Source organism: Capnocytophaga sp. oral taxon 412 str. F0487 (assembly GCF_000271925.1).
Classification (GTDB): Bacteria; Bacteroidota; Bacteroidia; order Flavobacteriales; family Flavobacteriaceae; genus Capnocytophaga; species Capnocytophaga ochracea.
This window is the reverse complement of sequence record NZ_AJZR01000014.1, coordinates 40138-63707: the sequence shown is the minus strand read 5'-3', so window position 1 is coordinate 63707 and position 23570 is coordinate 40138. Positions and strand designations below refer to the sequence as shown.

At 40.7% G+C, this 23570-nt stretch carries 22 protein-coding genes; 13 read left to right on the top strand and 9 right to left on the bottom strand.

Translation table 11 applies throughout. The features are described from left to right. Positions 1-2: 2 nt before the first annotated feature. The 13 genes from HMPREF1321_RS02475 to HMPREF1321_RS02415 all read left to right on the top strand — a co-directional run bounded on the left by HMPREF1321_RS02475 (position 3) and on the right by HMPREF1321_RS02415 (position 7891). Positions 3-599 (top strand): DUF6046 domain-containing protein, encoded by a 597-nt coding sequence (locus tag HMPREF1321_RS02475; protein WP_002674106.1) that lies wholly within the window; start codon positions 3-5, stop codon positions 597-599. Continuing rightward, entirely contained in the window at positions 599-1564 is a 966-nt protein-coding gene (locus HMPREF1321_RS02470; protein ID WP_009421216.1) for a phage late control protein, read from the top strand. The genes HMPREF1321_RS02475 and HMPREF1321_RS02470 overlap by 1 nt, the downstream gene beginning before the upstream one ends. After that, the gene (locus HMPREF1321_RS02465) at positions 1561-2052 is read left to right on the top strand and encodes a hypothetical protein (protein WP_009418679.1); all 492 of its coding nucleotides are present in this window, start codon (positions 1561-1563) and stop codon (positions 2050-2052) included. The genes HMPREF1321_RS02470 and HMPREF1321_RS02465 overlap by 4 nt, the downstream gene beginning before the upstream one ends. Positions 2053-2115: 63 nt before the next feature. Then, entirely contained in the window at positions 2116-2337 is a 222-nt protein-coding gene (locus HMPREF1321_RS02460) for a hypothetical protein (RefSeq protein WP_009421224.1), read from the top strand. Positions 2338-2365: 28 nt separating this feature from the next. Then, a complete protein-coding gene (locus tag HMPREF1321_RS02455; RefSeq protein WP_009411055.1) occupies positions 2366-2677 on the top strand; it encodes a hypothetical protein in 312 nt (103 codons plus the stop codon). Next, complete coding sequence (locus HMPREF1321_RS02450; protein ID WP_009421195.1) at positions 2677-2988, top strand: hypothetical protein; 312 nt, start codon at positions 2677-2679, stop codon at positions 2986-2988. The genes HMPREF1321_RS02455 and HMPREF1321_RS02450 overlap by 1 nt, the downstream gene beginning before the upstream one ends. A gap of 28 nt (positions 2989-3016) precedes the next feature. Beyond that, a complete protein-coding gene (locus tag HMPREF1321_RS02445; protein WP_002674116.1) occupies positions 3017-3859 on the top strand; it encodes a hypothetical protein in 843 nt (280 codons plus the stop codon). Beyond that, the gene (locus HMPREF1321_RS02440) at positions 3856-4350 is read left to right on the top strand and encodes a hypothetical protein (RefSeq protein ID WP_009421175.1); all 495 of its coding nucleotides are present in this window, start codon (positions 3856-3858) and stop codon (positions 4348-4350) included. The genes HMPREF1321_RS02445 and HMPREF1321_RS02440 overlap by 4 nt, the downstream gene beginning before the upstream one ends. Before the next feature lie 5 nt (positions 4351-4355). Then, a complete protein-coding gene (locus tag HMPREF1321_RS02435; protein ID WP_009421184.1) occupies positions 4356-5222 on the top strand; it encodes a hypothetical protein in 867 nt (288 codons plus the stop codon). Positions 5223-5245: 23 nt separating this feature from the next. Then, entirely contained in the window at positions 5246-5878 is a 633-nt protein-coding gene (locus tag HMPREF1321_RS12135) for a hypothetical protein (protein ID WP_009421211.1), read from the top strand. Beyond that, positions 5878-6852, top strand: a complete 975-nt coding sequence (locus tag HMPREF1321_RS02425; protein ID WP_009421213.1) for a hypothetical protein — start codon at positions 5878-5880, stop codon at positions 6850-6852. The genes HMPREF1321_RS12135 and HMPREF1321_RS02425 overlap by 1 nt, the downstream gene beginning before the upstream one ends. Further along, positions 6848-7354, top strand: a complete 507-nt coding sequence (locus tag HMPREF1321_RS02420; protein ID WP_157461764.1) for a glycoside hydrolase family 73 protein — start codon at positions 6848-6850, stop codon at positions 7352-7354. The genes HMPREF1321_RS02425 and HMPREF1321_RS02420 overlap by 5 nt, the downstream gene beginning before the upstream one ends. Before the next feature lie 6 nt (positions 7355-7360). Then, a complete protein-coding gene (locus HMPREF1321_RS02415) occupies positions 7361-7891 on the top strand; it encodes a hypothetical protein (protein WP_009421188.1) in 531 nt (176 codons plus the stop codon). Positions 7892-7957: 66 nt separating this feature from the next. On the opposite strand, the gene HMPREF1321_RS02410 is transcribed toward HMPREF1321_RS02415, so the two are convergent. From HMPREF1321_RS02410 to HMPREF1321_RS02370, 9 genes are all read right to left on the bottom strand, one after another. Continuing rightward, on the bottom strand, positions 7958-9367 hold the full coding sequence (locus tag HMPREF1321_RS02410; protein ID WP_009421177.1) for an alpha-amylase: 1410 nt from the start codon (positions 9365-9367) through the stop codon (positions 7958-7960). A 62-nt stretch (positions 9368-9429) separates the two neighbouring features. Beyond that, positions 9430-10473, bottom strand: coding sequence for a SusE domain-containing protein (locus tag HMPREF1321_RS02405; protein WP_009421202.1), 1044 nt, complete (start codon positions 10471-10473; stop codon positions 9430-9432). Between the two features lie 12 nt (positions 10474-10485). Further along, positions 10486-12108: a RagB/SusD family nutrient uptake outer membrane protein gene (locus HMPREF1321_RS02400; protein WP_009421210.1), complete on the bottom strand. Its 1623-nt coding sequence runs from the start codon at positions 12106-12108 to the stop codon at positions 10486-10488. Positions 12109-12120: 12 nt separating this feature from the next. Further along, the gene (locus HMPREF1321_RS02395) at positions 12121-15048 is read right to left on the bottom strand and encodes a SusC/RagA family TonB-linked outer membrane protein (RefSeq protein ID WP_009421232.1); all 2928 of its coding nucleotides are present in this window, start codon (positions 15046-15048) and stop codon (positions 12121-12123) included. 66 nt (positions 15049-15114) lie between these two features. After that, positions 15115-15483 (bottom strand): four helix bundle protein, encoded by a 369-nt coding sequence (locus HMPREF1321_RS02390; protein WP_009418620.1) that lies wholly within the window; start codon positions 15481-15483, stop codon positions 15115-15117. 62 nt (positions 15484-15545) lie between these two features. Further along, complete coding sequence (locus HMPREF1321_RS02385; protein WP_034575525.1) at positions 15546-17654, bottom strand: glycoside hydrolase family 97 protein; 2109 nt, start codon at positions 17652-17654, stop codon at positions 15546-15548. A 154-nt stretch (positions 17655-17808) separates the two neighbouring features. Further along, on the bottom strand, positions 17809-18927 hold the full coding sequence (locus tag HMPREF1321_RS02380) for a glycosyltransferase family 4 protein (protein WP_009421241.1): 1119 nt from the start codon (positions 18925-18927) through the stop codon (positions 17809-17811). Between the two features lie 707 nt (positions 18928-19634). Beyond that, a complete protein-coding gene (locus HMPREF1321_RS02375; protein ID WP_009421236.1) occupies positions 19635-21521 on the bottom strand; it encodes an amidophosphoribosyltransferase in 1887 nt (628 codons plus the stop codon). A gap of 46 nt (positions 21522-21567) precedes the next feature. Continuing rightward, positions 21568-22563, bottom strand: coding sequence for a mevalonate kinase (locus tag HMPREF1321_RS02370; protein WP_009421227.1), 996 nt, complete (start codon positions 22561-22563; stop codon positions 21568-21570). Positions 22564-23570: the final 1007 nt, after the last annotated feature.

Sequence of the window (23570 nt, the reverse complement as noted above, 5' to 3'; positions counted from 1 at the left end):
TTATGGAATTTGATATAAAAGAACTCACCGCACGGGCTTTTTTGGACTATGTAGGTCCAGCATTTCCGCAGTGGTGGGCAAACAATAAGACGAAATTTGTACTGCCGAGTTTGTCTAACATTAGTGAGGCACGCAGTAATGGCAGTCAGTATTTTATGACGTTAAAAGTGGCTGATAAATCGGGGGAGCAGACGGTTTTCCCCAATGAGCCTTTGGTGAGTTTTTCGCTTACTAAAACCATTGTAGAAACGGCAACGGTAGGCAAACAACGCAAAGGTAAGGTCAAGGAATATATCACTACTGAAGATTGGCAAATTACCATAAGAGGACTGTGTGTAGACCCCAAAAATCCCGATCAATATCCTACGGCACAAGTACAAAGTCTTAACAAATTGTTTGAAAAGAATGAGAGTTTGGAGGTGATAGGCAATAAGCTCTTTACTCTTTTTGACATTGGTAACATCGTGCTCAAAGATATTAGCTTTGAGGAAATGGAAGGCAAAGAAGGTATACAGAAGTACACCATTAAAGCTGTATCGGATATGGACTTTTATGCGGAATTAGACGAGAAACGAACCCAACTTAACAAGATATACTAATGTTTGTATTACAAGCGATTATAAAGATAGGAGATTACACTTTTAGAGCAGTACACAACGTTAAAATCACCAAATCGGTAGACGAATTAGCTGACACCTGTACGATTGAGCTGCCAACCCATTTTAAAGTAGCCAAAGGGGGCGAAAGCCTTTATACTGAAAAGGCTATCAAGGTGGGTGACAAAGTGAGCGTTACTCTTGCTTATGAGGGTGTGTATAGCGGAGTGGAGTTTGAAGGCTATGTAAAGAAGGTTAAACCGAGCATTCCTGTAAGCATAGAGTGTGAAGACGCTATGTACTTACTTAGACGTAAAAATATCAGCAAATCGTGGCAAAAAACAACACTTAGAGAAGTATTGCAGGAAGTTGTGAAGGACACGCCTATTGTGCTGGCGGACAATATTCCAGAAATGCAGTTAGACCAGTGGATTATTCGCAATGCGAACGGTACGCAGGTATTGGAGAAGCTGAAAGAAGAGTTTAGGCTAAGCGTGTTTATCAATGATGAAGGCAAGCTGTACGCAGGACTTTCGGAGCTTACCAATATAGGGCAAACAGCACGTTATAACCTCAATTACAACATTATTGCCAATGATTTGGAGTATAGGACTAAGGAGGAACGCAAACTGAAAGTACGTTACACTTATATCGACAAAAATAACAAAAAGAAGACAGTGGAAGAGGGCGACCCCGAAGGTGAGCTAAGAACCTTTCATACTTCGGTAGTGAGTGAGGAACCTAAGTTACGAGAAATGGCAAGAGCGGAGATGGAAAGGCTGAAATACGATGGCTTTGACGGCTCTATAACAAGTTTCTTGGTACCTTTTGCGACGAGGGGTATGCAAGCTCATATGATAGATGATCAATTGAAAGAGATAGACGAACGTTACTTTATTAAGAAAGTAGAGATTACCTTCGGACGTAATGGCGCACGTCGACAAGTAACCATAGGAGCAAAATTATGAGTATAGACAGAGAATTAGCAGAAGGGCTTAGGCAGATAGGAAGACGCAAAACACCTACCATAGCGGTAGAAGTGGTATCGGTAGACAAAGAAAAGGGCACGTGTGAGGTGAAGGACGACGAGCTACAATATACCGTGCGCTTAGCTTCAGTGATTAACGATAATGCTGAGCGGTTTTATCTTTTCCCCAAGGAGGGGAGCAGTGTGTTGATAGCTTCGATTGGGGAAGACGAGAACCGCTACTACGTGGTGGCTTATAGTGAGATAGAAAGCGTGAGCTTACGTATAGAAGAAACACAGCTTACAATAGACAAAGCAGGCTTGCACTTGCAACGCGGGGAAGTGGATTTAAGAAGTCTTTTAAACGAGCTTCTAACGGAACTTAAAAACGCGGTGATACAAACACCTTCGGGTATAGGAAATTTTTCTCCGAACAACGTGATGAAGTTTGAGGAGATTAATAATAAGATAAACGAATTATTACAGTAATCAGTAGTTAGTAGTCAGTTGCAAGTACTTGCAACTGACTACTAAAAACTAAGCACTAAACTTATGGCATTAGATAAACAAGCACTAAAAACAGGAATTATACGCCTGCAACAAGAAATGCTTACTAAAACAGAAGCAGGAATGGAAGAATATGCCGAACGACTTGCCTCTCTCATTGAAGCTTATGTAAAGAGTGGAGAGGTAATAGTGCAAACGGGCATACCTGTACTGGCAGGCACTTATACAGGAGTTACTACTGGTATGGGAAAAGGAGCGATTAATTAGTAGATTAGTAAATTATTATAATAACACAATGGGAATAATCATAGAAGGACTTAAAGAGCATTTTGTATCGTTTATAGGAATGGTACTATCGGGAGTAGCTGGTTGGTTCTTTGGTAGACCCAAGCAACGTATGGAACTACAGACCAGCGAACTTGAGAATGTGGATAAAGCCGTGAAAATCTATCGAGAAATGATAGAAGATTTAGGGGCTAAATACGCAAGTGCTATTGAGGAGCTCAAAAAAGCAAATCAGCGTATTAAAGATTTAGAAAACTCTGTTGAAGGGCTATTAACTGAATTAAAGAAATACAAGCAACTAAATGGAAAATCAAAAGAATAATGCAAGTAGTAGTTTTACATAATCAGAGTCTTTTAGACCTTGCTTTACAGCACACAGGGACTATTGAAAGCATCTTTGATTTGGCAATGCTCAACAATTTGAGTATTACCGATGATGTGGTAGCAGGAAAAGTATTAACAATACCTACAGAATCATTCACTAATAAAGATATTTTGACCTACTACATCGCAAAGAAGATACAGCCTGCAACTGCTTTTACGCAAGAGGACAAAAGAATAAGCGAACGCCAGGAAGGTATTAGCATATGGGCGATAAACTTAGATTTTGTCGTGAGCCACGACGGACAGTAATTATTCACTTTTCACTATTTACGGAATTATGGCACGTACAATACAAGAAATACAACAGATTATCTATAATGCGAAAGAGCGAGAAGACGCTCTAAACGGACTTAACTCAAACTCAAGAGTAGCTATATGGCGACTGTGGGTTTATATTATCTCGGTAGCTATTTGGAGCTTAGAAAAGTTATTCGACTTACATAGGACAGATATTGATAAACGCCTTACTGAATTAAAACCTCATACTGCACGCTGGTATAGAAGTAAAGCTCTTGCCTTTCAGTATGGTTTTGACCTCTTACCCGACAGCGATAAGTTTAACAACAAAGATAAGACAAAGGAGCAGGTAGAGGCGAGTAAGATTATAAAATACTCGGCAGTGGTGGAGAGTAATGACGGTAGATTGATAGTAAAGATAGCCACTGAAAACGGGGGACGGTTACAGCCTATTACAGCAGATGAACAAAATGCCTTTAGCGGTTATTTATCAGAAATTAAAGATGCTGGAGTGCGCACTACGGTTATTAATTATCTGCCTGATAAGCTTGTTCTGAACCTTGATGTGTATTACGACCCGTTAGTATTGGATAGTAATGGAAGCGATGTGCTTTACGGCAAACGCCCTATACAAGAAGCCATAGAGGGTTATCTTAAAAACTTACCTTTTAACGGTGAACTTATTGTAGCGCATCTTGTAGACGCTTTGCAACAAGCCAATGGGGTGAAAATACCTCACTTAAAAGAACTCAAAACCGCGTGGATAGACCCCGAGACCAAAGGCTATGGAGCATTACAAAACATAGGAGTTACCCAAATACCGCAAAGTGGTTACTTTGAGGTAGACTGGAATGCTTCACAAATAAAATACATCACAAAATGATATTTAATTTCAAAATAGAAAAATTGGTCATTCTACTTATACCTTCTTTTTTGCGAAAGGCAAGAATAGTAGGATGGATAAGAACGCTTAGTGCTCCTATCAGTCAGTTGTATTATGACTTTATTCAGAAGAGATATTTGGATATTAAGAAACTTGGACTGAATGGGCAAGTGTGTTACTTACGCAAAGCGCTAAATGATGCATTCGACATTGAGCAACGGCGCATACGCATATGGGACGGCAATCAGTACAAAGGCCAGTATCTTTATACTGAAGGAGAACAAAAACCGAAGTTTTTAGGGACTATGTATTTACATCGTGAGGTAGATTACAGCGATACAGGAGTAGACTTTATTGTAAAAATACCTTTGGAGATATGGGAGACGAAGAAGATTCCTACAAGTGAAATAGGTAAGTACCGTTTCTTTGAGATAGAAGCCCTAATAGACTTTTACAAATTAGCGAGTAAACGATATATTATAGAAGTATAGAAATTATGAACAGTATTAATGTAAACCAAACGGGAGGTTTCCCACTAACTACCGATGTATTAAGTTATATGCAGAATGCTTATAAGATATTCAATGCAATGAGTGGTATTTCAGGAGATTTAATTATTCTTTCGGGGTGTGAAGTAGTAGGGAACACGGTGTCAGACGGAGTAGTAGCCATTGAAGGAGAAATATACCCTTTTCAGGGTACGACACTTGGCTCTCACGTGTTTATTAAGGAAGTGAACACATCTAAAATTTTTGAAGACGGCTCACAGAAAACAGTACTTGTGGAGAAAGTAGCTACTTTTGGCAGTAGTACAAAGAGTTATCCGTGGGAGAGTTTCAGACGAGTGTTAAGCAACAGACAAATAGAAGAGAAATCTTTTACAGAAGAAACCTCTTTGTTGAAACGCTTGGAGAAATTAGAAGAGCGCGTAAAGAAAACGGTACCCTTGGGGTTAGTAGCAATATGGGACAGACCTGCTTCAGACATTCCTGAAGGATGGGTGGAACATACTGAAATGCAAGGAGTAGTTCCTGTAGGCTATAAATCTAATGATGATTCATTTAATAGAATTGGTACAACAGTAGGTACAAAAGAAGAAAAGGTAGAACTAAAAAACTTACCTAACATAAAACTTGATTTAGAAAATCAAAATGGTAATGGTTTTGAGATACTCGGTGATAATTTAAAGAATATAACGAGTTGGCACAGAGGAGGTGGACAATGGGCTGAAGGCCACCACTTGCCTGAATGGGGAAAGGAACAAGGACATTATTTAAAAGCTATTCTCAAAGGAGGTGAAGAACCTATTAATAATATTCAACCTTCTCGGATAGTAAAATTTATTCGTTTTGTAGGATTTTAATTTATACAATAAGATTAATAATTATGACAGCAATAGAAACTTTAAAGCAGTGGTTTTCTAACCTTAAAAAACCAACACAAGAGCAGTTTTGGGCTTGGTTGGATAGTTTTTGGCACAAGAGCGAAAAGATACCAATGGCAAGCGTAGAGGGCTTAGACAAACTCGTAGAAGGCACGGCTTCAGCTGAACAATTGAGTAATCACCTAAACGATACACAAGCACATAAGATATTGTTTGATGAGGTGAAGAAACAAATACAAGACATTAACACCATTTTGCAGGTAGATGATGTGAGTCTTGATACCTTGCAGGAAATTGTAACCGAGTTAAAAAACCATCGCCAGCTCAGCGACCTTATCGGCACGAAAATAGATAAGGAAATCTTCGGCTTAGCCCTTGAAGTTACCGATAACACCATACTTAGCAAAGAACACGCAGGCAGAGTGCTTAGGTGTAACAACGACACCGACATAAACTTAGACTTTAGTACTTTCCCCGACAACGCTCTGTTATCGGTTGTTAAAGCAGGAAGCGCAAGCATCATCTTCACAGGCAAAACTCTTGTAGGCGATAGTAGTATCACAGGCGCAAAAGGAAGCACCGCCAGCCTTGTAGTTTGTGGCACAGAAGTAATTAGCAACGTAAATAACAAGTAATGAATCCACAACTGTTTTACAACTTTGGTATAAAAGGAACCTCTCAATTGAACGTGAGAGATGTTACCTTCACTGTAACCCTACATTATAGGAATACCCAATACTTTGATATTGATAGGTTAGTGTGTTTCTTATATTACGAGGACGAGCAAAAGAAAAGTAAAGATATTGACATAAAGGTGCGTCTATTGTCAAGTAATGTATCGGAGGGACTCTATACCTATGAATGCACCTTCTACAAGGCTTTAGGAGTAATACCTAATACCTTTGATGTTACTAACATACAGTTTTTTATCTACAACAAGATACTCACCTCAGAAGACTATACACAAACCCGTATAAGTTTTTTGAGTAACGAACTATCTTATGAAATACTAGATGTATATAAAAACGAAAATCGAAAAATATGTAATTTCTTGTGCTCTGTACCTTCCTACCCTACCCCTTTTGAAGTGCGCAATTTGCACAACTTCTCATTTGATATTATATTAAGAAAGATAGACGTACCTGATGGTGCACTCTCTATCTCTATGTACGATACCCAGCAAGGCAATAATGTAGATACTTCCGACCAAATGTTTCATATTTCAGACAATAGCGAAAGTTTTTCGTTTGAAATAGATACTAACGGCAAGTGGCATAATGACCTATCAGAGGAAGAGAAGAACAGAATAGCACGAGAACTTACTGTATTCAGGCTTCAATTGCACGCCTCTTATTACCTAAGAATATCTAATGATAGATGGCGGATAGAAGGTTCATCAAGTATGTCATATGATGCTTACCTATATACCCAAGAAGCAACACCTTATCTTCCCTCCTCCTATGAACCCTATGAAAGAGTCCTGTTAGAGAATGTATGGATAGAAGAGAACCAGGTAAAATGTAATTTCTATGTACAACTCATCGATGAACAAACTCTTGACCAGACGGACCCTCGTGAAGTCAGAATTATCATTAATATCATAAATTAATATGAAAGAATTTATAACAAAATACAAGCCTTACGCCCTCGAGACTCAGCGTAAAACGGGAATATCACATCTATTCATACTGGCGCAATCGGCATTAGAGACGGGCTGGGGCAAGAATGTGCCTGGAAATATGATGTTCGGCGTGAAAGCTAGCAAGGATACACCTGCAAGTAAGAAGCAGTTAGTGCGTACTACGGAGGTACTTTCCGTGCCTATAGTAACAAAGGGACTTTTTCCTGAGATTATCAGCATTACTAAGCGTGCGGACGGCAAATATCTGTACGTGGTGAGGGATTGGTTTAGGAAGTACGATACCCCAGAAGAGAGTTTCACTGACCACGCTCAATTCTTCATCAAAAACGAACGCTATGCAAAGGCATTGTTAGTAAGAAGCAACCCGTATAAGTTTGCAGAGGAGGTTGCTAAAGCGGGTTACGCTACTGCTCCTAACTATGCGGATACTTTGAAAAAAGTGATTAAAATGATTGAACAAGCAAAATAACTATGTATGAAAAGAGTTTTATTATCAATGTTACTCCTTTTGTCAGTGATTGGTTGCAGTACCAAAAAAGTAGAAACCTACACACAAAGGCAAGTCCAGAAAGAGCACTTTATCACCAATAAAGATAGCTCCCAGCTCTTTGTTCAGCAGTCTCTCAAGTCTGAATGGTCTGACCTGTCCGCCACGTCTTTCGAGATTGAACTCGAAAACGACAAAGACAGTCTTGGCAATGCTAAAGAGCTCACCTATACCCGCACTCGGGACGGCAATAGTGAGACTATAAGGGTACGCAATGGCAAGGTGAAAATAAAAGCTATCAGAGCCCATTCTAAGAGCTTACAGCAGGCTGATACTACTCTTTATAAACAATCCTACGCAAGTGCTCAAACTGAAGTTCGAAAGCACGAAATACAGCAAGCTGAGCAAATACAAAAGCACACCCAAAGTACACCATTAAGATATGTTCTTTGGTTGTTATTGCTCGTAGTTTTAGCTTATTTATATTGGAGATACAAGCGTTTTAAACAGAAGATTTAAAACTTAAGTAAAAAACGAGCTACTTCATTGCGAGGTAGCTCGTTTTTTTATCTGTATAACTTTATGTTATTTACCTATTGACCACACAGTGTAGCTATTGGCGGGTACTTGTATAGTTACATTGCCATCGCTATCGGTAACAAAAAATAAATGACTATTACCAGAGTAATCTATCAAGGTTTTGTTTTTCCAATGGGTGGTAATAGTACGCTTGGCAGGGAGAGTGCTGTTGTTGATAAAGAGCACTAAGCCTGGACTTTTCTCGTTGCCCAGACGTGAGGCTACATACTCCGTATTAGAAGCTAAGTGAAATTTCTCTTCGCCTACTGCCAAACTGCGGTTGATGAGCATTAGCTTTTGTAGCTTGGCTTTGAAAGCCTCATTTTCGTAATCGGAATAGAAAATACAAGGGTAGCCACTATGAGTAAGGATATAGGCATACGCCATTAGTTTTTTGTCAGGCGCAATGGTATTATCGGCAATATTGTCTTTTTCGGTATCGTGGTTAGCTGTAAAAGTGACAGCTTTCTCGGGGCGCAAGGTTCTAAGCATTGGGTGGGTATCGGTCATTAGTTCGTGCATATCTTTATTGCGGTCTAATGCCTTTTCGAGAGCATAAAAACAGGCAAAGTCGAAAGCACTTGCACCGCTCTCGTCTACCCATTTTTTAAGCGTTTCGGGGTTGCCGTCCCACAATTCACCTACAGCGAAACCACCTACTGCTTTTAGCCAATCGCGTACTACCCAAGCTCCAAAGCTCTTCACGTAGTCGAAACGCCAACCGTCAAACTTCATTGTATTCTTGTAGTACTTTGCCATTGAATTATCTTTTTCCCAAAGTTCTTCACGCACATAGGGCACTTTATGCGAGAGGTCTTGTTCCCCGTAAAAGTCAGCTCCTTCGTCAGAAGTTACATATTTATTAGGGTGAAAGCACTCATAGTTGCGGTTAAATCTTCCAGAAGCATTACCGTGGGTTTCATCGAAAAGAGTGTAGGTTTCTTTATTGCGGTAAGGGTTCCACTCTTTTCCTCCGCCATTGTTATGCCCTATAACGATATCGGCAATTACTTGCAAGCCACTTTCGTGGGCTTTGCTGATAAGGTTTTCGAGTTCAGCGCGTGAGCCGAAGCGGGTTTTTACAGTGCCGTGTTGGTTATATTCGCCAAAATCGAAATAATCGGAGGGGTCGTAGCCCATAGAATAGCCCCCAGAAGCGCCTTTGGTGGCAGGAGGTAGCCATATGCGGTCTACCCCGTTGGCTTTCCACTCAGTGAGTTTTGGGGTAATGGTATTCCACCATTCGCCAAGAGGTGTTACGTCCCAATAGAAGGCTTGCATCATCACACGGTTGCCGTTGTCTATTTTGGTAAGGTCTAAGGGAACTGTATTTTGGGGTTCTGGGTTGTCGTTGTTGCTTTTTTTATCGCAGGAAAAGGCGAGCAATCCTGCGAGAAGGTATATATAATATTTCATATTTTTGGTATTTAAATGATATAATACAGGCTGTCCGACACTGTCGGACAGCCTGTATTCTGTTATAATTTTTCTATCTTGTAAGTACCTTCTTTGGTTTTTACATCAAAAGAGAAAGAAACGTTGTAAGTGCCTGCACTTATTTTGATGTTATTTCCACCATCTTTAAGCTTACCACTAAGAGCGGTTGCAGGGTTATCAGTGCTATCAGCACCGAAGTTTGTACCCCATTGGTTATTTAAACGGATTTTAATTTCTCCGTCCTTTAGACTAACATTTTTAGCTTCCCATTGGTTAAAAGCACCATTGTAAGATAGCTTGATGTCTAAATCCTTATTTTCGTCCCAACCATTAGCACCGCTACCAACTATACCCCAAGAGTATTTTTCGATACTATAAGTAAGCGCTTTTTCGTTGAAAGTAATCTTATAAGTACCTGCTAAGACAGCAATATTAGTTCCTCCAGACACTAATTTACCGTTACTTCCACCGTAATTAAGATCCCATTTATTATCTTTACGGAATTTGATACTACCAGTTTTTAAAGTAGCATAAGCTACTAATGCACCATCGTCACCTTTCCACATTTTAATATCTAATCCTTTATCTGGATCCCAACCGTTAGCACCATCACCAGCTATTCCCCAATCGCTTGGTTTGATTTCATCAAGGAAAGGGGTTACTTTCAATTTATGCTCGGAGGAAAAATTACGTTGGTCGCTGAGAACTAATCTTACCGCTACGGTAACTTCGGTGGTTGTTCCTGCTGTAATTTCTAAATCACTTATGAGATAGTCATTTAACTCTTTACCTGTGATAGCAAGAGGGGATTTCTCAACTGAAATAGATTTCTCCTTTTTTCCATCTTTTCTTACAAAATTAACGGTATATTTAGGAGCAAGGTTTATGTTGAGGTTTTTCGTTTCCCAAGAAACAGTAAGAGCTGTTTGAGAGGCGGTGCCCTGTGTAAGTACTACGTTGTCGGTAGATAGGGAAGCCTCTATTTTGGCATCGGCATTAAGGGTTGCCTTTTCTTCGTCTTTTTCGCAGGCTACCAATGAGATAAGCCCCATACATAGTGCTGCTGTTTTAAGTATATTTTTCATAGTATTCTCTTTTTAGTATCCTGTATTTTGAGTAAGGTTGTCATTAGCGGTGCGTGCATCTTGAGGAATAGGATATAAGTTTCTATAATCGGGCACTGCTACACCTGAAGCGGCACCTCCTTTGAAAGACCAAAGGTAAGCACCTCCTGTAAATTTACCATAACGAATAAGGTCGGTACGGCGCAATCCTTCCCAGTACAATTCACGAGCGCGTTCGTCTAAGATAAAATCTAAGGTAAGGTTGCTATCAGCTATGTTGCCAGAAGCGTTACCATAAGCACGAGTGCGCAATTGGTTGATATAACCTAAGGCAGTAGCTCTATCACCTCCTGTACCACCGCGTAGCACGGCTTCAGCATAAGTAAGATATACTTCGGCTAAGCGGATAAGCGGTAAATCAGTGTCGGGGAATTTCTTTTCGGGGTCTTTACCTGCGGCTCCTGTAGAGGTTATGTTCTTGAATTTAGTAATGGCATAACCTGACTTTGTAAAGTCTTTTAAGTCTGTGTTCTCATAGGTTTGTCCATCGGTATAGAACATCGCGCGTTTGTCTTTCCAAGCGGTAGGCTCGTTATTACTATTGCGTGCTGATACCTCAAATTTATTAACGAATTCTTTAGGAGCTGTAAGACCACTCCAACCATCGTTAATACCCAAGGAAGAAGCATTCATATTTCCTCCGGTAGCTCCGTGTATAATGAAAGCTGTACCTCCATAGGTTTTGGTATTAAGCCCATCAAAACTTGCTAAAAATATAAACTCGTTTTGAGCGCCATTGCTGTTGTTATCAGCAAGGAACAACTCATCGTAAGCGGTACCATTGTTATTGGCATCGGTAGTGTTTAAGCTATAGGAAGAGGCAATTACCTTTTTAGCATAAGTAATACAATCGGTATATTTATCTTGTCCTATATACACTTTAGCGTTGAGGTATAAACGAGCGAGGAGCGCTTGAGCGGCTACCACATCTACGCGTCCGTATTCATTAGCACGTGCGGCTTTTAGTTTGCCCTCTAAATCCTTTAACTCACTTTCTACGAAGTTAAAGAGTTCGGCACGTGTGTTTTGAGCAGGTTTTAAATCTGCCTTAGAGGAGGTTACCAAAGGTGCTTTCCCGAAAGCATCTATTACGTTGTAATAAGCATAAGCACGGATAAAGCGCGCTTCGGCAATATAATAAGCTACTTCGGGGTCAGAAGCTAAGGCTTGTGCGTTATCTATAAACGAGTTCGCAAAAGCGATTTGTTGCCCCAAGCGGTTGTAATAGGCATTGTTAAAGGTGTTAGCAGGTGTCCAACTCATATTGTGGAAGTCGGGCACACCAGCATCACTCCAGCGAATGATAGCCTCATCGGTACTGGCTACTTGTAAGTAGAATTGCATACGAGTGTATCCAGTAGAACCTTCATCGGCACCTGCTATATCGCCATCACCCGCAGGACCTTTTTGCCCAGTAAGCGATAATGAGGCATAAATTTTAGCTAAGGCACCTTTAGCTTCAGTAGCGTTTTTAAACACGTCTTTTTCAGTAAAGCTATCGGGGTCTATAGGCTCTTGGTCTAAATCTTTCATACAAGCACTAAGTGAAAGTGCTAATATTACCCCAAAGATACTATGTTTGATATATTTTTTCATACTCTATATTCATTAAAAGTTAACATTCAAGCCCAACAAGTAAGTTTGAGGGCGTGGATAGAAGTTATTGTCGATACCACCGTATACTTCTGGGTCTAAACCGCTGTACTTAGTAATAGTCAATACATTTTGTACAGTACCATAAAGGCGAATGTACATTTTATCGGTATGAGGGAAAGTATATCCCAAGGTGATATTGTCTAACTTGAAGAATGAAGCGTTCTCTAAGTAGTAATCGCTTAACCACGATTGGTCGTTATGGCGTTGGAAATTACTATTCGCTTTAATATTGCGCAAGAAACCACTGTTAGCAGTAATTTCGCCGAATTGGTCTAAGCGTGATTGGGTGTTATTGTACACATAGTTACCGATGTTTGCACGGGTAGTGATGTTTAAATCCCAATTCTTGTAGTTCAAATCGGTGCCAAAGCCCATTGTCACAGGGGCAAAAGGCGATTTGTACAAGTAGCGGTCGCCTTCGTCTATTTTGCCATTACCGTTTCTATCCACAAAAGCATTTTCTACTGGATTGCCTTGTGCGTCGTACACTTGTTGGTATACAAAGAAAGAGTAAGGGGTTTCACCTTCGCGGTGTAGTTGTACACGGTTACCAGTACCTCCTGAGATACCTCCAGTAGGCTGGTCGTCGGGCATACGGGTAATCTTATTTTCGTTGTAAGCTATGTTATAGTTGAAACTCCAACGGATATTCTTCTCAATATTACGGATAGGAGTTACGGTCAAACCAAGTTCAATACCTTTGTTTTCCATATCCCCTACATTGGCATTTACACGGTTTTTAAAGTTGGTAAAGGGGTCAATAGTAGTTTCGGCTATCAGGTCTTTGGTTTGTTTGCGATACACATCGAGGGTACCAGTGATGAGGTTGTCTAACAATCCAAAATCAATACCAGCATTGAGGGTATTCCCCACTTCCCAACGTAGGTTTTTATTGGTTACCCCAGGACGGTAAGTTTGATAGAAGCTATCGCCCAATTGATAAGAAGCTCCGTCTTGGCTACGAGTGTAATTGGTAAGGAAGAGGTAGTCGCCCAAACCATTCACGTTCCCTACTTCACCATAACCAAAACGCAGTTTGAGTTCGTTAAGAGTTTTGTTGTCTTTAAGGAAGTTCTCGTTGCTCACGTTCCAAGCCAAGGCTACTGAAGGGAAGTAACCCCAACGGTCGTCTGGGTTTAGTTTAGAAGATGCGTCGGCACGAAGGGTAGCGGTAAGAAGGTAACGATTCTTATAGCTATAATTTGCACGACCAAAGAAAGACATCAATACGTTTCTACTCTTGTTGATGTTAGGCACCTCTTTGTTATCACCTGGGTTAGTGAAGTAAGAGTAATCAGTGGAATTATCGTCAAACTCAAATGACTGATAAGAGTGTCCTACCATTAGCCCTATATTATGAGTTTCTTTGATGTCTTTCATATAGTTTATATAGGCATCAAAGAGCTTGTTGGTAGCTTTATTAGTATAAGTAGTTTTAGCTCCGTCGAAATCAGGAGTAGAGGTAGGCATACGGCGGTCGGTTATTTTATCACCTTCCCCTTTACTGTAATCAATACCCACGTTTACACTAGCGGTAATATCTTTAAAGAAAGGCAAGGTATAATCTACTTTAGCATTCCCAATAAAACGATACACTTTAGAAGAATCGTCTAAAAACTTTAGCATTGCCATAGGGTTGTTAGGAGCTAAGTCGTAACGGCTGCCATTATTAGGGTTCACCCAAGCGTGGTAACCTCCATATTTAGCGAGACCTCCAAACACTGACTGAGTAGGGTCGTACTCTACGGCTGCCCCAATAGCATCTTTATTAGCAAAACGGTTTTGCATATAAGTACCATTGGCATTCAATTCTAATTTCAATGATTTATCAAAGAAAGTAGGGTTCAAGCTAATTTTGGCATTGGTACGTTTGAAGTTATCGGTACGCAATATCCCATCGGCATACGAATGTCCTACTGATACACGGTAAGGCAAAGTTTTGTAAGCGCCGGAGAGCACCAAAGTACTATTGCTCATTGGAGCAGTTTGGTAGATTTCTTTTTGCCAATTAGTATCGGCATTTCCTAAGAGCGCTTCGGCAGCAGGGTTATTCAATCCTTTTACTGTTTGGCGGAATTGGTTAGCATTCATTACATCTACGTATTTGTTTACATCTTGTAGGGCGATGCTAGTATTGAAGCTAATCTTCAAATCTTGGTTTGCTTTTCCTTTTTTGGTGGTAATCATAATAACCCCATTGGCAGCACGTGAACCAAAGATAGCGGTAGACGAAGCGTCTTTTAGCACGGTCATACTCTCGATATCTTCGGGGTTGATAGAGTTGAAGATACTACGAGAACCGCCCACGCCTCCATCGTTCATTGGCACACCGTCAATTACAATTAGCGGGTTAGAAGTTAAGGACAAAGAGCCATTACCACGGATACGGATAGTTTGTCCTTCACCAGGAGCTCCACTAGCAGAGGTCATTTGTACCCCAGCTATTTTACCTTGGATAAGCTGGTCAGCATTTACGGAAGGAGCTTTGTTAAAGTCTTTGTCGGTCACCAAGTTTACAGAGCCTGTTAAGTCTTTTTTCTTTATAGCACCATACCCAATGACTACCACGTCTTCCAATTGTTGTGTATCCTCTTGGAGAACAATGTTCATAGTACCTGCTTTAGCAGCTACTTCTCGGCTTTTATAGCCTACTGATGAGACCACAAGGGTAACCCCTTTGTCTACTTTTAACTCAAAATTACCGTCAAAATCGGCAGCAGTACCGTGAGAGGTACCTTTTACAAGCACACTGGCACCCATCAAAGGTTGTCCAGAGCCGTCTTTCACTGTTCCTTTTACAGTGATTTGCTGTGCATAACCAAAAGCTACACACAAGAAAAACATTACTGTACAAAGTAGTTTGTTCATTTTTACTTTCATATATAATAATATTAATTTGAAAATTTGTGAATTAGTAAATTAGCAAATTCAAATTTTCTCATTCTCTCATTTCCTCATTTTCCCATTCTCTAATTTCTTCTTCATTGTTCCTATAATAGTATTAATAATATAAATAATACTTAATAGTTCTTCCTTTTCCGTTTCTGTGTTAGGATAATCCCTCGAATACAAACACAAATCTAACCAATACATTGTTTCTTCAGCTTCCTTAGACGCGATTTTAAACTTATGAATAAAATCCTGCTGACTTTCAGCATTCTGAGCTTCTCTTATATTAGCTCCTATGGAAGTACCCGACCTTAATAATTGATTTGCAATAGCATACTTTCTATTCTCTTCCAGAACATTACATAACTCAATAATTCTAAGAGAAAACAAGAAAGTCTTTTCTAAAATTATATTCGGTTTATCCATAAATTGGTCATTCTTTAATTTTCTAATTTTCTCATTTGCTAATTCTCTAATTCTCTCATTTTCTAATTTTCTAATTTTCTAATTTGTATCGCATACCCTCCGCCTTGAGCGGCAGTAAGTTTCAATTTGGTTTTAGCATTTACTTTTTGTTTGGTGATGGTGTATGCCTTCGGGTTGGTTTTCCAGTTGGCATCTTTAGCATCAGCATAGATAGTAGCCTCGTACTTCTTACCTTTGTCTAAGAAGTTGAGCAGAAGCTCTGAGGTATGTCCGCCTTCGTGAGCTGTACAGCCTACGTACCAATCGTTGCTGTGTTTATCTTTACGCGCAATGGTGATATAACGTCCTGGTTCTGCTTCAAGGTATACGCTCTTTTGCCAATCTACGGGTACATCTTTAATGAATTGGAAAGCGTCCATATGCTTCTCGTAGTTCTCTGGCAAGTCGGCTGCCATTTGTAGCGGACTGTACATTGTTACATACAACGCTAATTGGCGTGCCAAGGTACTGCGTATCTGACTGTTATTGTTAGGATTTACATACTTCATTTCGGTCTCGAAAATACCAGGAGTATAGTCCATAGGTCCTCCTTGCAAACGAGTGAAAGGCAAGATAGTGGTGTGGAATACTTTGTTACCACCAAAAGCCTCGTACTCAGTACCGCGAGCTGATTCGTTACCTATCATATTTGGGTAAGTACGGCAAATACCGGTAGGGCGTACGGCTTCGTGCGCATTCACCATTATTTTGTGTTTCGCAGCTTCTTTAATCGCATAGAGGTAGTGGTTAATAGTCGATTGGCTGTAGTGGTGTTCACCCACAGGGAGGATATCGCCTACATACCCGCTTTTTACGGCATTGTAACCGTATTGGTTCATCAACTCGTAAGCGGCTTTCATATGGCGCTCGTAGTTGCGCGTAGAGCCCGAAGTTTCGTGGTGCATCATCAGTTTTACACCTTTAGAATGAGCGTAGTCGTTCAGTGCTTTAAGGTCGAAGTCGGGGTAAGGAGTTATAAAGTCAAACACATAGTCCTTTTTGTGACCAAACCAGTCTTCCCAACCTATATTCCAACCTTCCACGAGCACTTGGTCGAAGCCGTGTTTCGCCGCAAAATCGATGTATTTGCGCACTTCTTCGTTGGTAGCGCCGTGGGTACCATTAGGTTTGGTTTTGGTGTAATCCACCGTATTAAGGTCTACTGCAGGAAGGTCGTTGGTATAACTCCAAGAGTTTTTACCGGTAATCATTTCCCACCAAACGCCCACATACTTCACAGGTTTAATCCACGAAGTATCGGCAATAGCGCAAGGTTCATTGAGGTTGAGGATAAGGCGTGACGCCAAGATTTTACGAGCGTCATCACTCACCATAATAGTACGCCAAGGACTGTGACAAGGGGCTTGCAAATAGCCTTTAGCTCCCTGTGCATCGGGCGTTAGCCACGATTGGAAGACGAAAGTCTTGTCGTCTAAGTTTAGGTTCATTAGCGAGTAGTCTACCAAGGCAGCTTCGTGAAGATTGATATACAAGCCGTCTTTGGTTTTCATCATTAAAGAAGTTTGTACGCCGGTAGGTGAAAAAGCGAACTGAGATACGTTCTCGGTAACAGCTTCTTTCATCAATCCGCGAATTTCGGAGAGCTTACTTTCCGTATAGTCGTATTCTTGGGTATCGTAGTCCCCAGGAATCCACCAAGCGGTGTGGTCTCCGGTCATCGCAAACTGCGAGAGTTCTTCCTCTATTACAAAATAGGTGAGTTCTTTTTGTGAAGGGAACTCATAGCGGAAGCCCACTCCCTCGTTGTATACGCGAAAACGAATGTTCATTTTTCGTTGGGTCTTCTCTTGCTGTAATTGTACGAGAAGTTCGTTGTAATGGTTGAGAATCTCGCTTTCTTCTCCCCATACAGGTTTCCACGTTTCCTTGAAAGTAGACTTTTTGGTGTCTACTACTTTAAAGTTTTGGGTCAATGGTTTGGCTTTTTTAAGAGTAAAGCCCAAAGTACTTTCGTTGATCACTGCTTTGTTTTTGTAAGTCACCTTATACGAAGGCGTTCCATCAGCTTTCAGTGAAAAAGTGAGTACTACATTGCCGTCTGGCGAGCTTTGTTGCTGTGCCATAGCGAGGGGCATAGCAAAAACGCTCATCAACAAGATCATCTTTCTCATCTTTTATTGCTTTATAAGTGTTAAAATTGGTACAAAGTTACGGAAGTTTTTTTAACAAACAAATTTTTCTTCACTTTTTTTTAAGAAAAATTTATGATATATCATAAAGTCAATAAGTTAAACGAGTTATCAGCTGTCGTATTTTTATCTTTTACTACTCACTTTTTACTTTTTTATACACTTTCATCAAGTTTTCAAACACTGCCTCGTCGGTAAAATGCTGAGCGTGTCGGTAACCCTCTTCTACCATTTGCCTGCGCAACACCTCATCAGTAGTAATGCTTACAATAGCTTTACGTATCTCTTTTTCAGCGTTTTGTAAGTTTACATAAACCGAATGTGTCCCACCTGCTTCGGCAAAACAACTGCCCTGCGAACTAATTACAGGGGTTTTGCTAAATAACGCTTCTATAATAGGAATCCCAAAACCTTCAAAAATCGAAGGATAGCAAAACACCTCAGCAAGCTGGTAGATAATAGCGAGGTCTTCCATAGGCACGTTACTCAGTGCTTGCACGCGGTCTTTAAGTTGGTGTGCTTCACAATACGCCTCTATTTGTTGGTAATAAGCCGTTTGCTTACCCACCAAAACTAACGAAATATCTCGCAGAGGTTCAATAGCTTTCACTATTTCAAGTGCGTTCTTGCGGGGCTCAATAGCGCCTACGTTCAATACAAATTTTTCGGGAAGATGATATTTTTTGCGTATAGTTTCCTTCTGTGTTTCGGTATATATTTTCTTAAAAGCTCGGTGACAGCCTTGGTATACCACTGTTATTTTCTCTTCCGAAATACCTAAATAGCTGATGATATCTTGTTTAGTCTGCTCACTAATAGCGATGATGTGTTCTGAATGTTGTGCGGCATACAAGAACTTGCGATAATGTATTTTTCTGTCAAAAAACGAATACAGTTCAGGATAACGCATAAAAATAAGGTCGTGAATAGTAACTACCGTAGGTATGTGTTTATAAATTCCCTTAGGAATTTCTCCTGAAAGTCCGTGATAAATATCAATGGGAAGTTGTTTAGCTATATCAGTGATTTTTACACTCCGCCATAATGATTTTAGCTTGCGCCAGAAGAAAGATTGTGGAGTGATTTCGGTGGTGTGTTCATCAATCACCACTCCCTGAATTTCGCGTTTTTGTGGGTTGAAGAGGTATAAATGCCCCACCTTGTGTTCTTGTAGTATGCGAATCAAATCCCGACTGTAATTCCCCAGTCCGCGTGTGTTATGGAAAGCCCGTTTAGCGTCAAAAGCGATGTTCATAGTTGCTCAATGAAATGATAAGGTAATATGAACTGCAAAGGTAATAAATTAAAACGATACAAACAAAACAGTATTTAAAACCCCTTTACCTTCACCTTTCCTTCACCTTTGTGTCGCTATATTCCCCCTTTGGAGGTAGCCAGCGATAGCTGGGTATGTGTAAAGGGGGAGGTTTCTAGTGTATTACCATCACCTTTCCTTCGCTCATTCACTACTTGTCCCTGTGGCTCGCACTGTTTTTTGTATGAACTTTGCCAAAGTTTCAAAACTTTGGCAAAGTTGAAGTCCACTAAAAACCTTCTTTTTATCTCTATTTTAGTTTTAACTTACCTTCACCTTTCCTTCGTTCATCATTCATTGTAGACCCACTGTAGACCCACTGTAGAGCCACTGTAGAGCCACTGTAGACCCACTGTAGAGCCACTGTAGACCCACTCATCGTTCGCCTTACCTTTATCTTACCTCCGCTCCACCTTCGAGCAACCCTTGTCTTTCACCCTAATAACCGCCACTACTTTTTACTCACACCTAATTTATTTAGTCGATTTTTCTCTAATTCTCTAATTCTCTCATTTCCTCATTTCCTCATTTCCTCATTTTCTAATTTCCTCATTCTCTCATTTCCTCATTCTCTCATTTCCTCATTCTCTCATTTCCTAATTACCCTCATATCTTTTACCTTTTACCTTTTATCTTTTACCTAAACCTCAGTACGCCCTCTCTTTATTCCCTTCATAAAAGTTAATAAACGCCCTATTCACTACCCTATTGCCACCATTGGTAGGGTAATCACCCGTGAAATACCAATCGCCCAAATTCTTAGGGCAAGCCTTATGCAGGTTGTCTACCGTTTGGAAAATTACTGCTACTTCTGAGGTGAAGTTCTTTGGCAAAAGCAAATCTCTTATCTTGTCCGAAATCTCTTCATCGCTGAAAGGAGCATACACTTCTTTTACGTAATTCACTACCTTGTCATCACTTAGCGCTACTTGGGTGAGGCACTTGCGGTATACTTCTTCCACAATGTGGTAAGTCCCTCTTTCGTGGTGTAAAGCCAAAGCTGCTTGGAAAGCTACAAGGTCTTCTAAACGCGCCATATCTATCCCATAACAATCGGGATAGCGTATTTGAGGTGCCGAAGAGACTATCACTATCTTTTTAGGCTCTAACCTGCCTAATATGCTCAAAATACTTTTTTTAAGGGTCGTACCCCGCACAATACTATCGTCTATAATTACCAAAGTGTCGCCTTTTTGTACCGAACCGTAGGTAATGTCGTACACGTGCGCCACAAGGTCGTCTCTGCTACTGTCTTCGGTGATAAAGGTGCGCAACTTCACATCTTTAATCGCTACCTTTTCAGTGCGTACTTTTTCAGAGAGAATCGTAAGAATGTCACTTTCATTGGCGGTTGCTAATTGTTTTGCTTTCTGCTCGTTGAGGTATTGTTCCGCTGCTTCTATAAGTCCCAAATACGATGTTTCAGCCGTGTTAGGAATATAAGCAAAAACTGTATCTTTCAAGTTGTGGTCTATCGCTTGGGCAATGCGAGGAAAGAGTAGCTTACCCAACATCTTGCGTTCGCGGTAAATATCTTGGTCACTACCACGAGAGAAGTAAATGCGCTCAAACGAACAAGCTTTGCGTGCCCTTGGGGTAAGAATCTCTTTTACTGTCACCTCACCACTCTTCTTGATGATAATCGCATTCCCAGGAGGCAACTCGTGTACATTCTCGTATTTTACATTGAAGACCGTTTGTATAGCCGGACGTTCCGACGCTACCACTACCACTTCATCATCTCGATAGTAAAACGCCGGACGAATACCCGCAGGGTCGCGGAGTACAAAAGCATCGCCGTTACCTATCATTCCTTCCATTGCATAACCACCGTCCCAATACTTAGCAGCGCGCTTCAAAATACGCTCTATATTCAGCCGTTCGGCAATAAAAGGCGACGCTTCCTGTTTGGTATAGCCCTCTTCTTTCAGTTGGAGATAGAGCTTTTCTACCTCATCGTCTAAAAAATGACCGATACCTTCCATTACAATCACAGTATCGGTTTTGTCTTTGGGGTGTTGTCCAAGGTGTACGAGGTTTTCGAAGAGCTCGTTTACATTGGTCATATTGAAGTTACCCGCCATAATGAGGTTGCGGTATATCCAGTTGTTCTCGCGCAAGAAAGGGTGCACATTCTCGATGCTGTTCTTGCCAAAGGTACCGTAACGCACGTGCCCCATTATCACTTCGCCTATGTAGGGGAGTTCTCTTTTCTGCAATGCCACATTGTCTTTCAGTGTAGGATTCGCCTTAAACCCTTCGTTGATACGCTGGTTGATGCGCGTAAAGATATCCTGCACCGGTTGCGCCTCGTTGGAACGAATCCTACTGATATAGCGTTCTCCGGGTTGCATATTCAGCTTGATGCTCGCCACTCCTGCACCATCTTGCCCACGGTTGTGTTGCTTTTCCAGCATCAAGTACATTTTATTGACGCCATAGAAGGCAGAGCCGTATTTTTCTTTGTAATATTCCAAAGGTTTGAGCAAGCGGATAAGAGCAATCCCGCACTCGTGTTTGATAGTGTCACTCATTTACAAATAAGAAAAGGCGTTGCATAGGCACGCCTTTATATAGGTTTTAAAATTGATATACTACTTCTAATTTATGGTTGCTAAGAGCTCGCTTGGCTTTCTCTAAGTCCTCAGTAAAGCCCAAAATATAGCCTCCACCACCCGAACCACATAGTTTTAAGAAATAATCGCCCGAGTCGATTCCCTGTTTCCAGAGCGTGTGAAACTCTTTCGGAATCATCGGTTTGAAGTGGTTCAGCACAATACCCGATAGACTCTTGATATTCCCAAACAGCGATTTAAATCGTCCCTTCAAAAAGTCATCTATACAAGCATCGGTATATTTGATAAACTCATCTTTGAGCATCTTCTGGAAAGCCTCGTTTTTCATATTCTCCATAAAGATACGTACCATAGGAGCAGTTTCGCCTATCACACCACTGTCGAGCAAAAACACCGCGCCTTTTCCGTTAGGCGTTTGCGAGGGAATGCCCGTAGGCTCTATATGGTCGTGCGAATTGATAAGTATCGGCAAACTCAGGTAGCTGTTCAGTGGGTCTAAGCCCGAAGAAGTGCCGTGGAAGAACGATTCCATCTTGCCGAAAATCGCTTTCAGTTGCAAAAGCTTTTCGCGGGTAAGGTTTTCCATTGCACTGATAGGCTCAATAGCATATTCGCTGTAAATAGCAGCTACCAAGGCACCACTACTGCCCACGCCATAGCCTTGTGGGATACTGCTATCGAAGTACATACCCTCTGCTATATCAGCATTGAGCTTTTCAAGATTGAAGCGCACAATCGGGTTTTCTTCCTCCATAAGGTTTTGTAAGTAAGTAGCGAACTCCCGCAAAGCCTCATTCGATTTGCGAGCCTCTTCTTCTTTTTGCAGGTGTGGCTCACACTGTCCGTGCGACTCGCACTGCGGGTGTGGCTCACACTGTTTGTGCGACTCGCACTTCTTCAGTGTCCCCTTATAAAAGTTATAGGGGATTGCCAAGCCTTTGGAGTTCTTGATAATGCCATACTCGCCAAAGAGGAGTATTTTAGAATAGAAAAGTTTCATTTTTCAGGTAAAGTCTGCGTTAGCAGGGTAGTATGAGTAATAACAGACTGCAAAGGTACACATTTTTCCAATATCTCACATACTTTTGGATATAAATGTTTTGTTAATCAACATCAGTTCTATATATACAATACTGATTTACACTTGTGTTTACATTGTAATCTGTGAAATCCAGTAACGAAGTTGCCTATTTGTACCCATCACATTTGTCAATTGTCAATTATCAATTGAAAGACTATCCGTTTAATCTGTGCCAGACATTCAGGCAACTTGTTGCCTATTTGTTTGATTTTTTTAAGATTTGTAAGATTTCTGTAGCGTAAGCTACACTTCCTTTACGTCCAACTCAATTCGTCCCTCGTCATTCGTCATTTCTTCCCTTTTTCGTCATACTTCCCCCTATTACCTATTCCCTAAGACCCCACACCACCCCATTTTCTCATTTCCAAAATCCCTAATTTAACTGCCCGTGTGGCTCGCACCACCCCATTTTCTCATTTCCAAATTTGCTAATTCTCTAATTATCCCTTCTCCTTTCCGTCATACTCCCTCCTAGTGCCTATGGCCTAAGGCCTAGTGCCTCTTCCTCTTTCTTTCGCCTCGAAACCCCATTTTTGGCATTTTTGGCATTGTTGTATTAAGCTATTAATCAATTATTTATATACCCTTTCTATACCAATCGTCCAAGATTCGTATAAGCTTCCTATAAGCTCTCTATAAGCTAACCCCACCCTTCTAAAAGCCTTTTCTCGCCAAAACTCCCTTCAACCTCCTTCTGAAAATCTCCGTTTTCTTCCGAACCTCCTTAGCTCTCTGCTCTCTTCCAAACTTTCCTCCGAAAACCCCTAGTCCCTGCGAGATTTTCCTAAAAATCTGAAAACTCCTAATGTATCACTTTTAACAATACACACTTTGCCTAAGTTTGAAACTTTGTAAAGGTTGATTATTAGCACTTCTGAGATTATTAACATTAAATATTTTCTATTTTTTTAGAATCATTCCATTTT

Excerpts from the sequence above, each read along its gene's own strand:
- HMPREF1321_RS02455 (WP_009411055.1), top strand. The coding sequence starts at position 2,366 with ATGGGAATAATCATAGAAGGACTTAAAGAGCATTTTGTATCGTTTATA.
- HMPREF1321_RS02390 (WP_009418620.1), bottom strand. The coding sequence starts at position 15,483 with ATGGATAAACCGAATATAATTTTAGAAAAGACTTTCTTGTTTTCTCTT.
- HMPREF1321_RS02440 (WP_009421175.1), top strand. The coding sequence starts at position 3,856 with ATGATATTTAATTTCAAAATAGAAAAATTGGTCATTCTACTTATACCT.
- HMPREF1321_RS02415 (WP_009421188.1), top strand. The coding sequence starts at position 7,361 with ATGAAAAGAGTTTTATTATCAATGTTACTCCTTTTGTCAGTGATTGGT.
- HMPREF1321_RS02470 (WP_009421216.1), top strand. The coding sequence starts at position 599 with ATGTTTGTATTACAAGCGATTATAAAGATAGGAGATTACACTTTTAGA.
- HMPREF1321_RS02375 (WP_009421236.1), bottom strand. The coding sequence starts at position 21,521 with ATGAGTGACACTATCAAACACGAGTGCGGGATTGCTCTTATCCGCTTG.
- HMPREF1321_RS12135 (WP_009421211.1), top strand. The coding sequence starts at position 5,246 with ATGACAGCAATAGAAACTTTAAAGCAGTGGTTTTCTAACCTTAAAAAA.
- HMPREF1321_RS02380 (WP_009421241.1), bottom strand. The coding sequence starts at position 18,927 with ATGAACATCGCTTTTGACGCTAAACGGGCTTTCCATAACACACGCGGA.
- HMPREF1321_RS02425 (WP_009421213.1), top strand. The coding sequence starts at position 5,878 with ATGAATCCACAACTGTTTTACAACTTTGGTATAAAAGGAACCTCTCAA.
- HMPREF1321_RS02445 (WP_002674116.1), top strand. The coding sequence starts at position 3,017 with ATGGCACGTACAATACAAGAAATACAACAGATTATCTATAATGCGAAA.
- HMPREF1321_RS02435 (WP_009421184.1), top strand. The coding sequence starts at position 4,356 with ATGAACAGTATTAATGTAAACCAAACGGGAGGTTTCCCACTAACTACC.
- HMPREF1321_RS02460 (WP_009421224.1), top strand. The coding sequence starts at position 2,116 with ATGGCATTAGATAAACAAGCACTAAAAACAGGAATTATACGCCTGCAA.
- HMPREF1321_RS02410 (WP_009421177.1), bottom strand. The coding sequence starts at position 9,367 with ATGAAATATTATATATACCTTCTCGCAGGATTGCTCGCCTTTTCCTGC.
- HMPREF1321_RS02370 (WP_009421227.1), bottom strand. The coding sequence starts at position 22,563 with ATGAAACTTTTCTATTCTAAAATACTCCTCTTTGGCGAGTATGGCATT.
- HMPREF1321_RS02385 (WP_034575525.1), bottom strand. The coding sequence starts at position 17,654 with ATGAGAAAGATGATCTTGTTGATGAGCGTTTTTGCTATGCCCCTCGCT.
- HMPREF1321_RS02400 (WP_009421210.1), bottom strand. The coding sequence starts at position 12,108 with ATGAAAAAATATATCAAACATAGTATCTTTGGGGTAATATTAGCACTT.
- HMPREF1321_RS02465 (WP_009418679.1), top strand. The coding sequence starts at position 1,561 with ATGAGTATAGACAGAGAATTAGCAGAAGGGCTTAGGCAGATAGGAAGA.
- HMPREF1321_RS02450 (WP_009421195.1), top strand. The coding sequence starts at position 2,677 with ATGCAAGTAGTAGTTTTACATAATCAGAGTCTTTTAGACCTTGCTTTA.
- HMPREF1321_RS02405 (WP_009421202.1), bottom strand. The coding sequence starts at position 10,473 with ATGAAAAATATACTTAAAACAGCAGCACTATGTATGGGGCTTATCTCA.
- HMPREF1321_RS02395 (WP_009421232.1), bottom strand. The coding sequence starts at position 15,048 with ATGAAAGTAAAAATGAACAAACTACTTTGTACAGTAATGTTTTTCTTG.
- HMPREF1321_RS02475 (WP_002674106.1), top strand. The coding sequence starts at position 3 with ATGGAATTTGATATAAAAGAACTCACCGCACGGGCTTTTTTGGACTAT.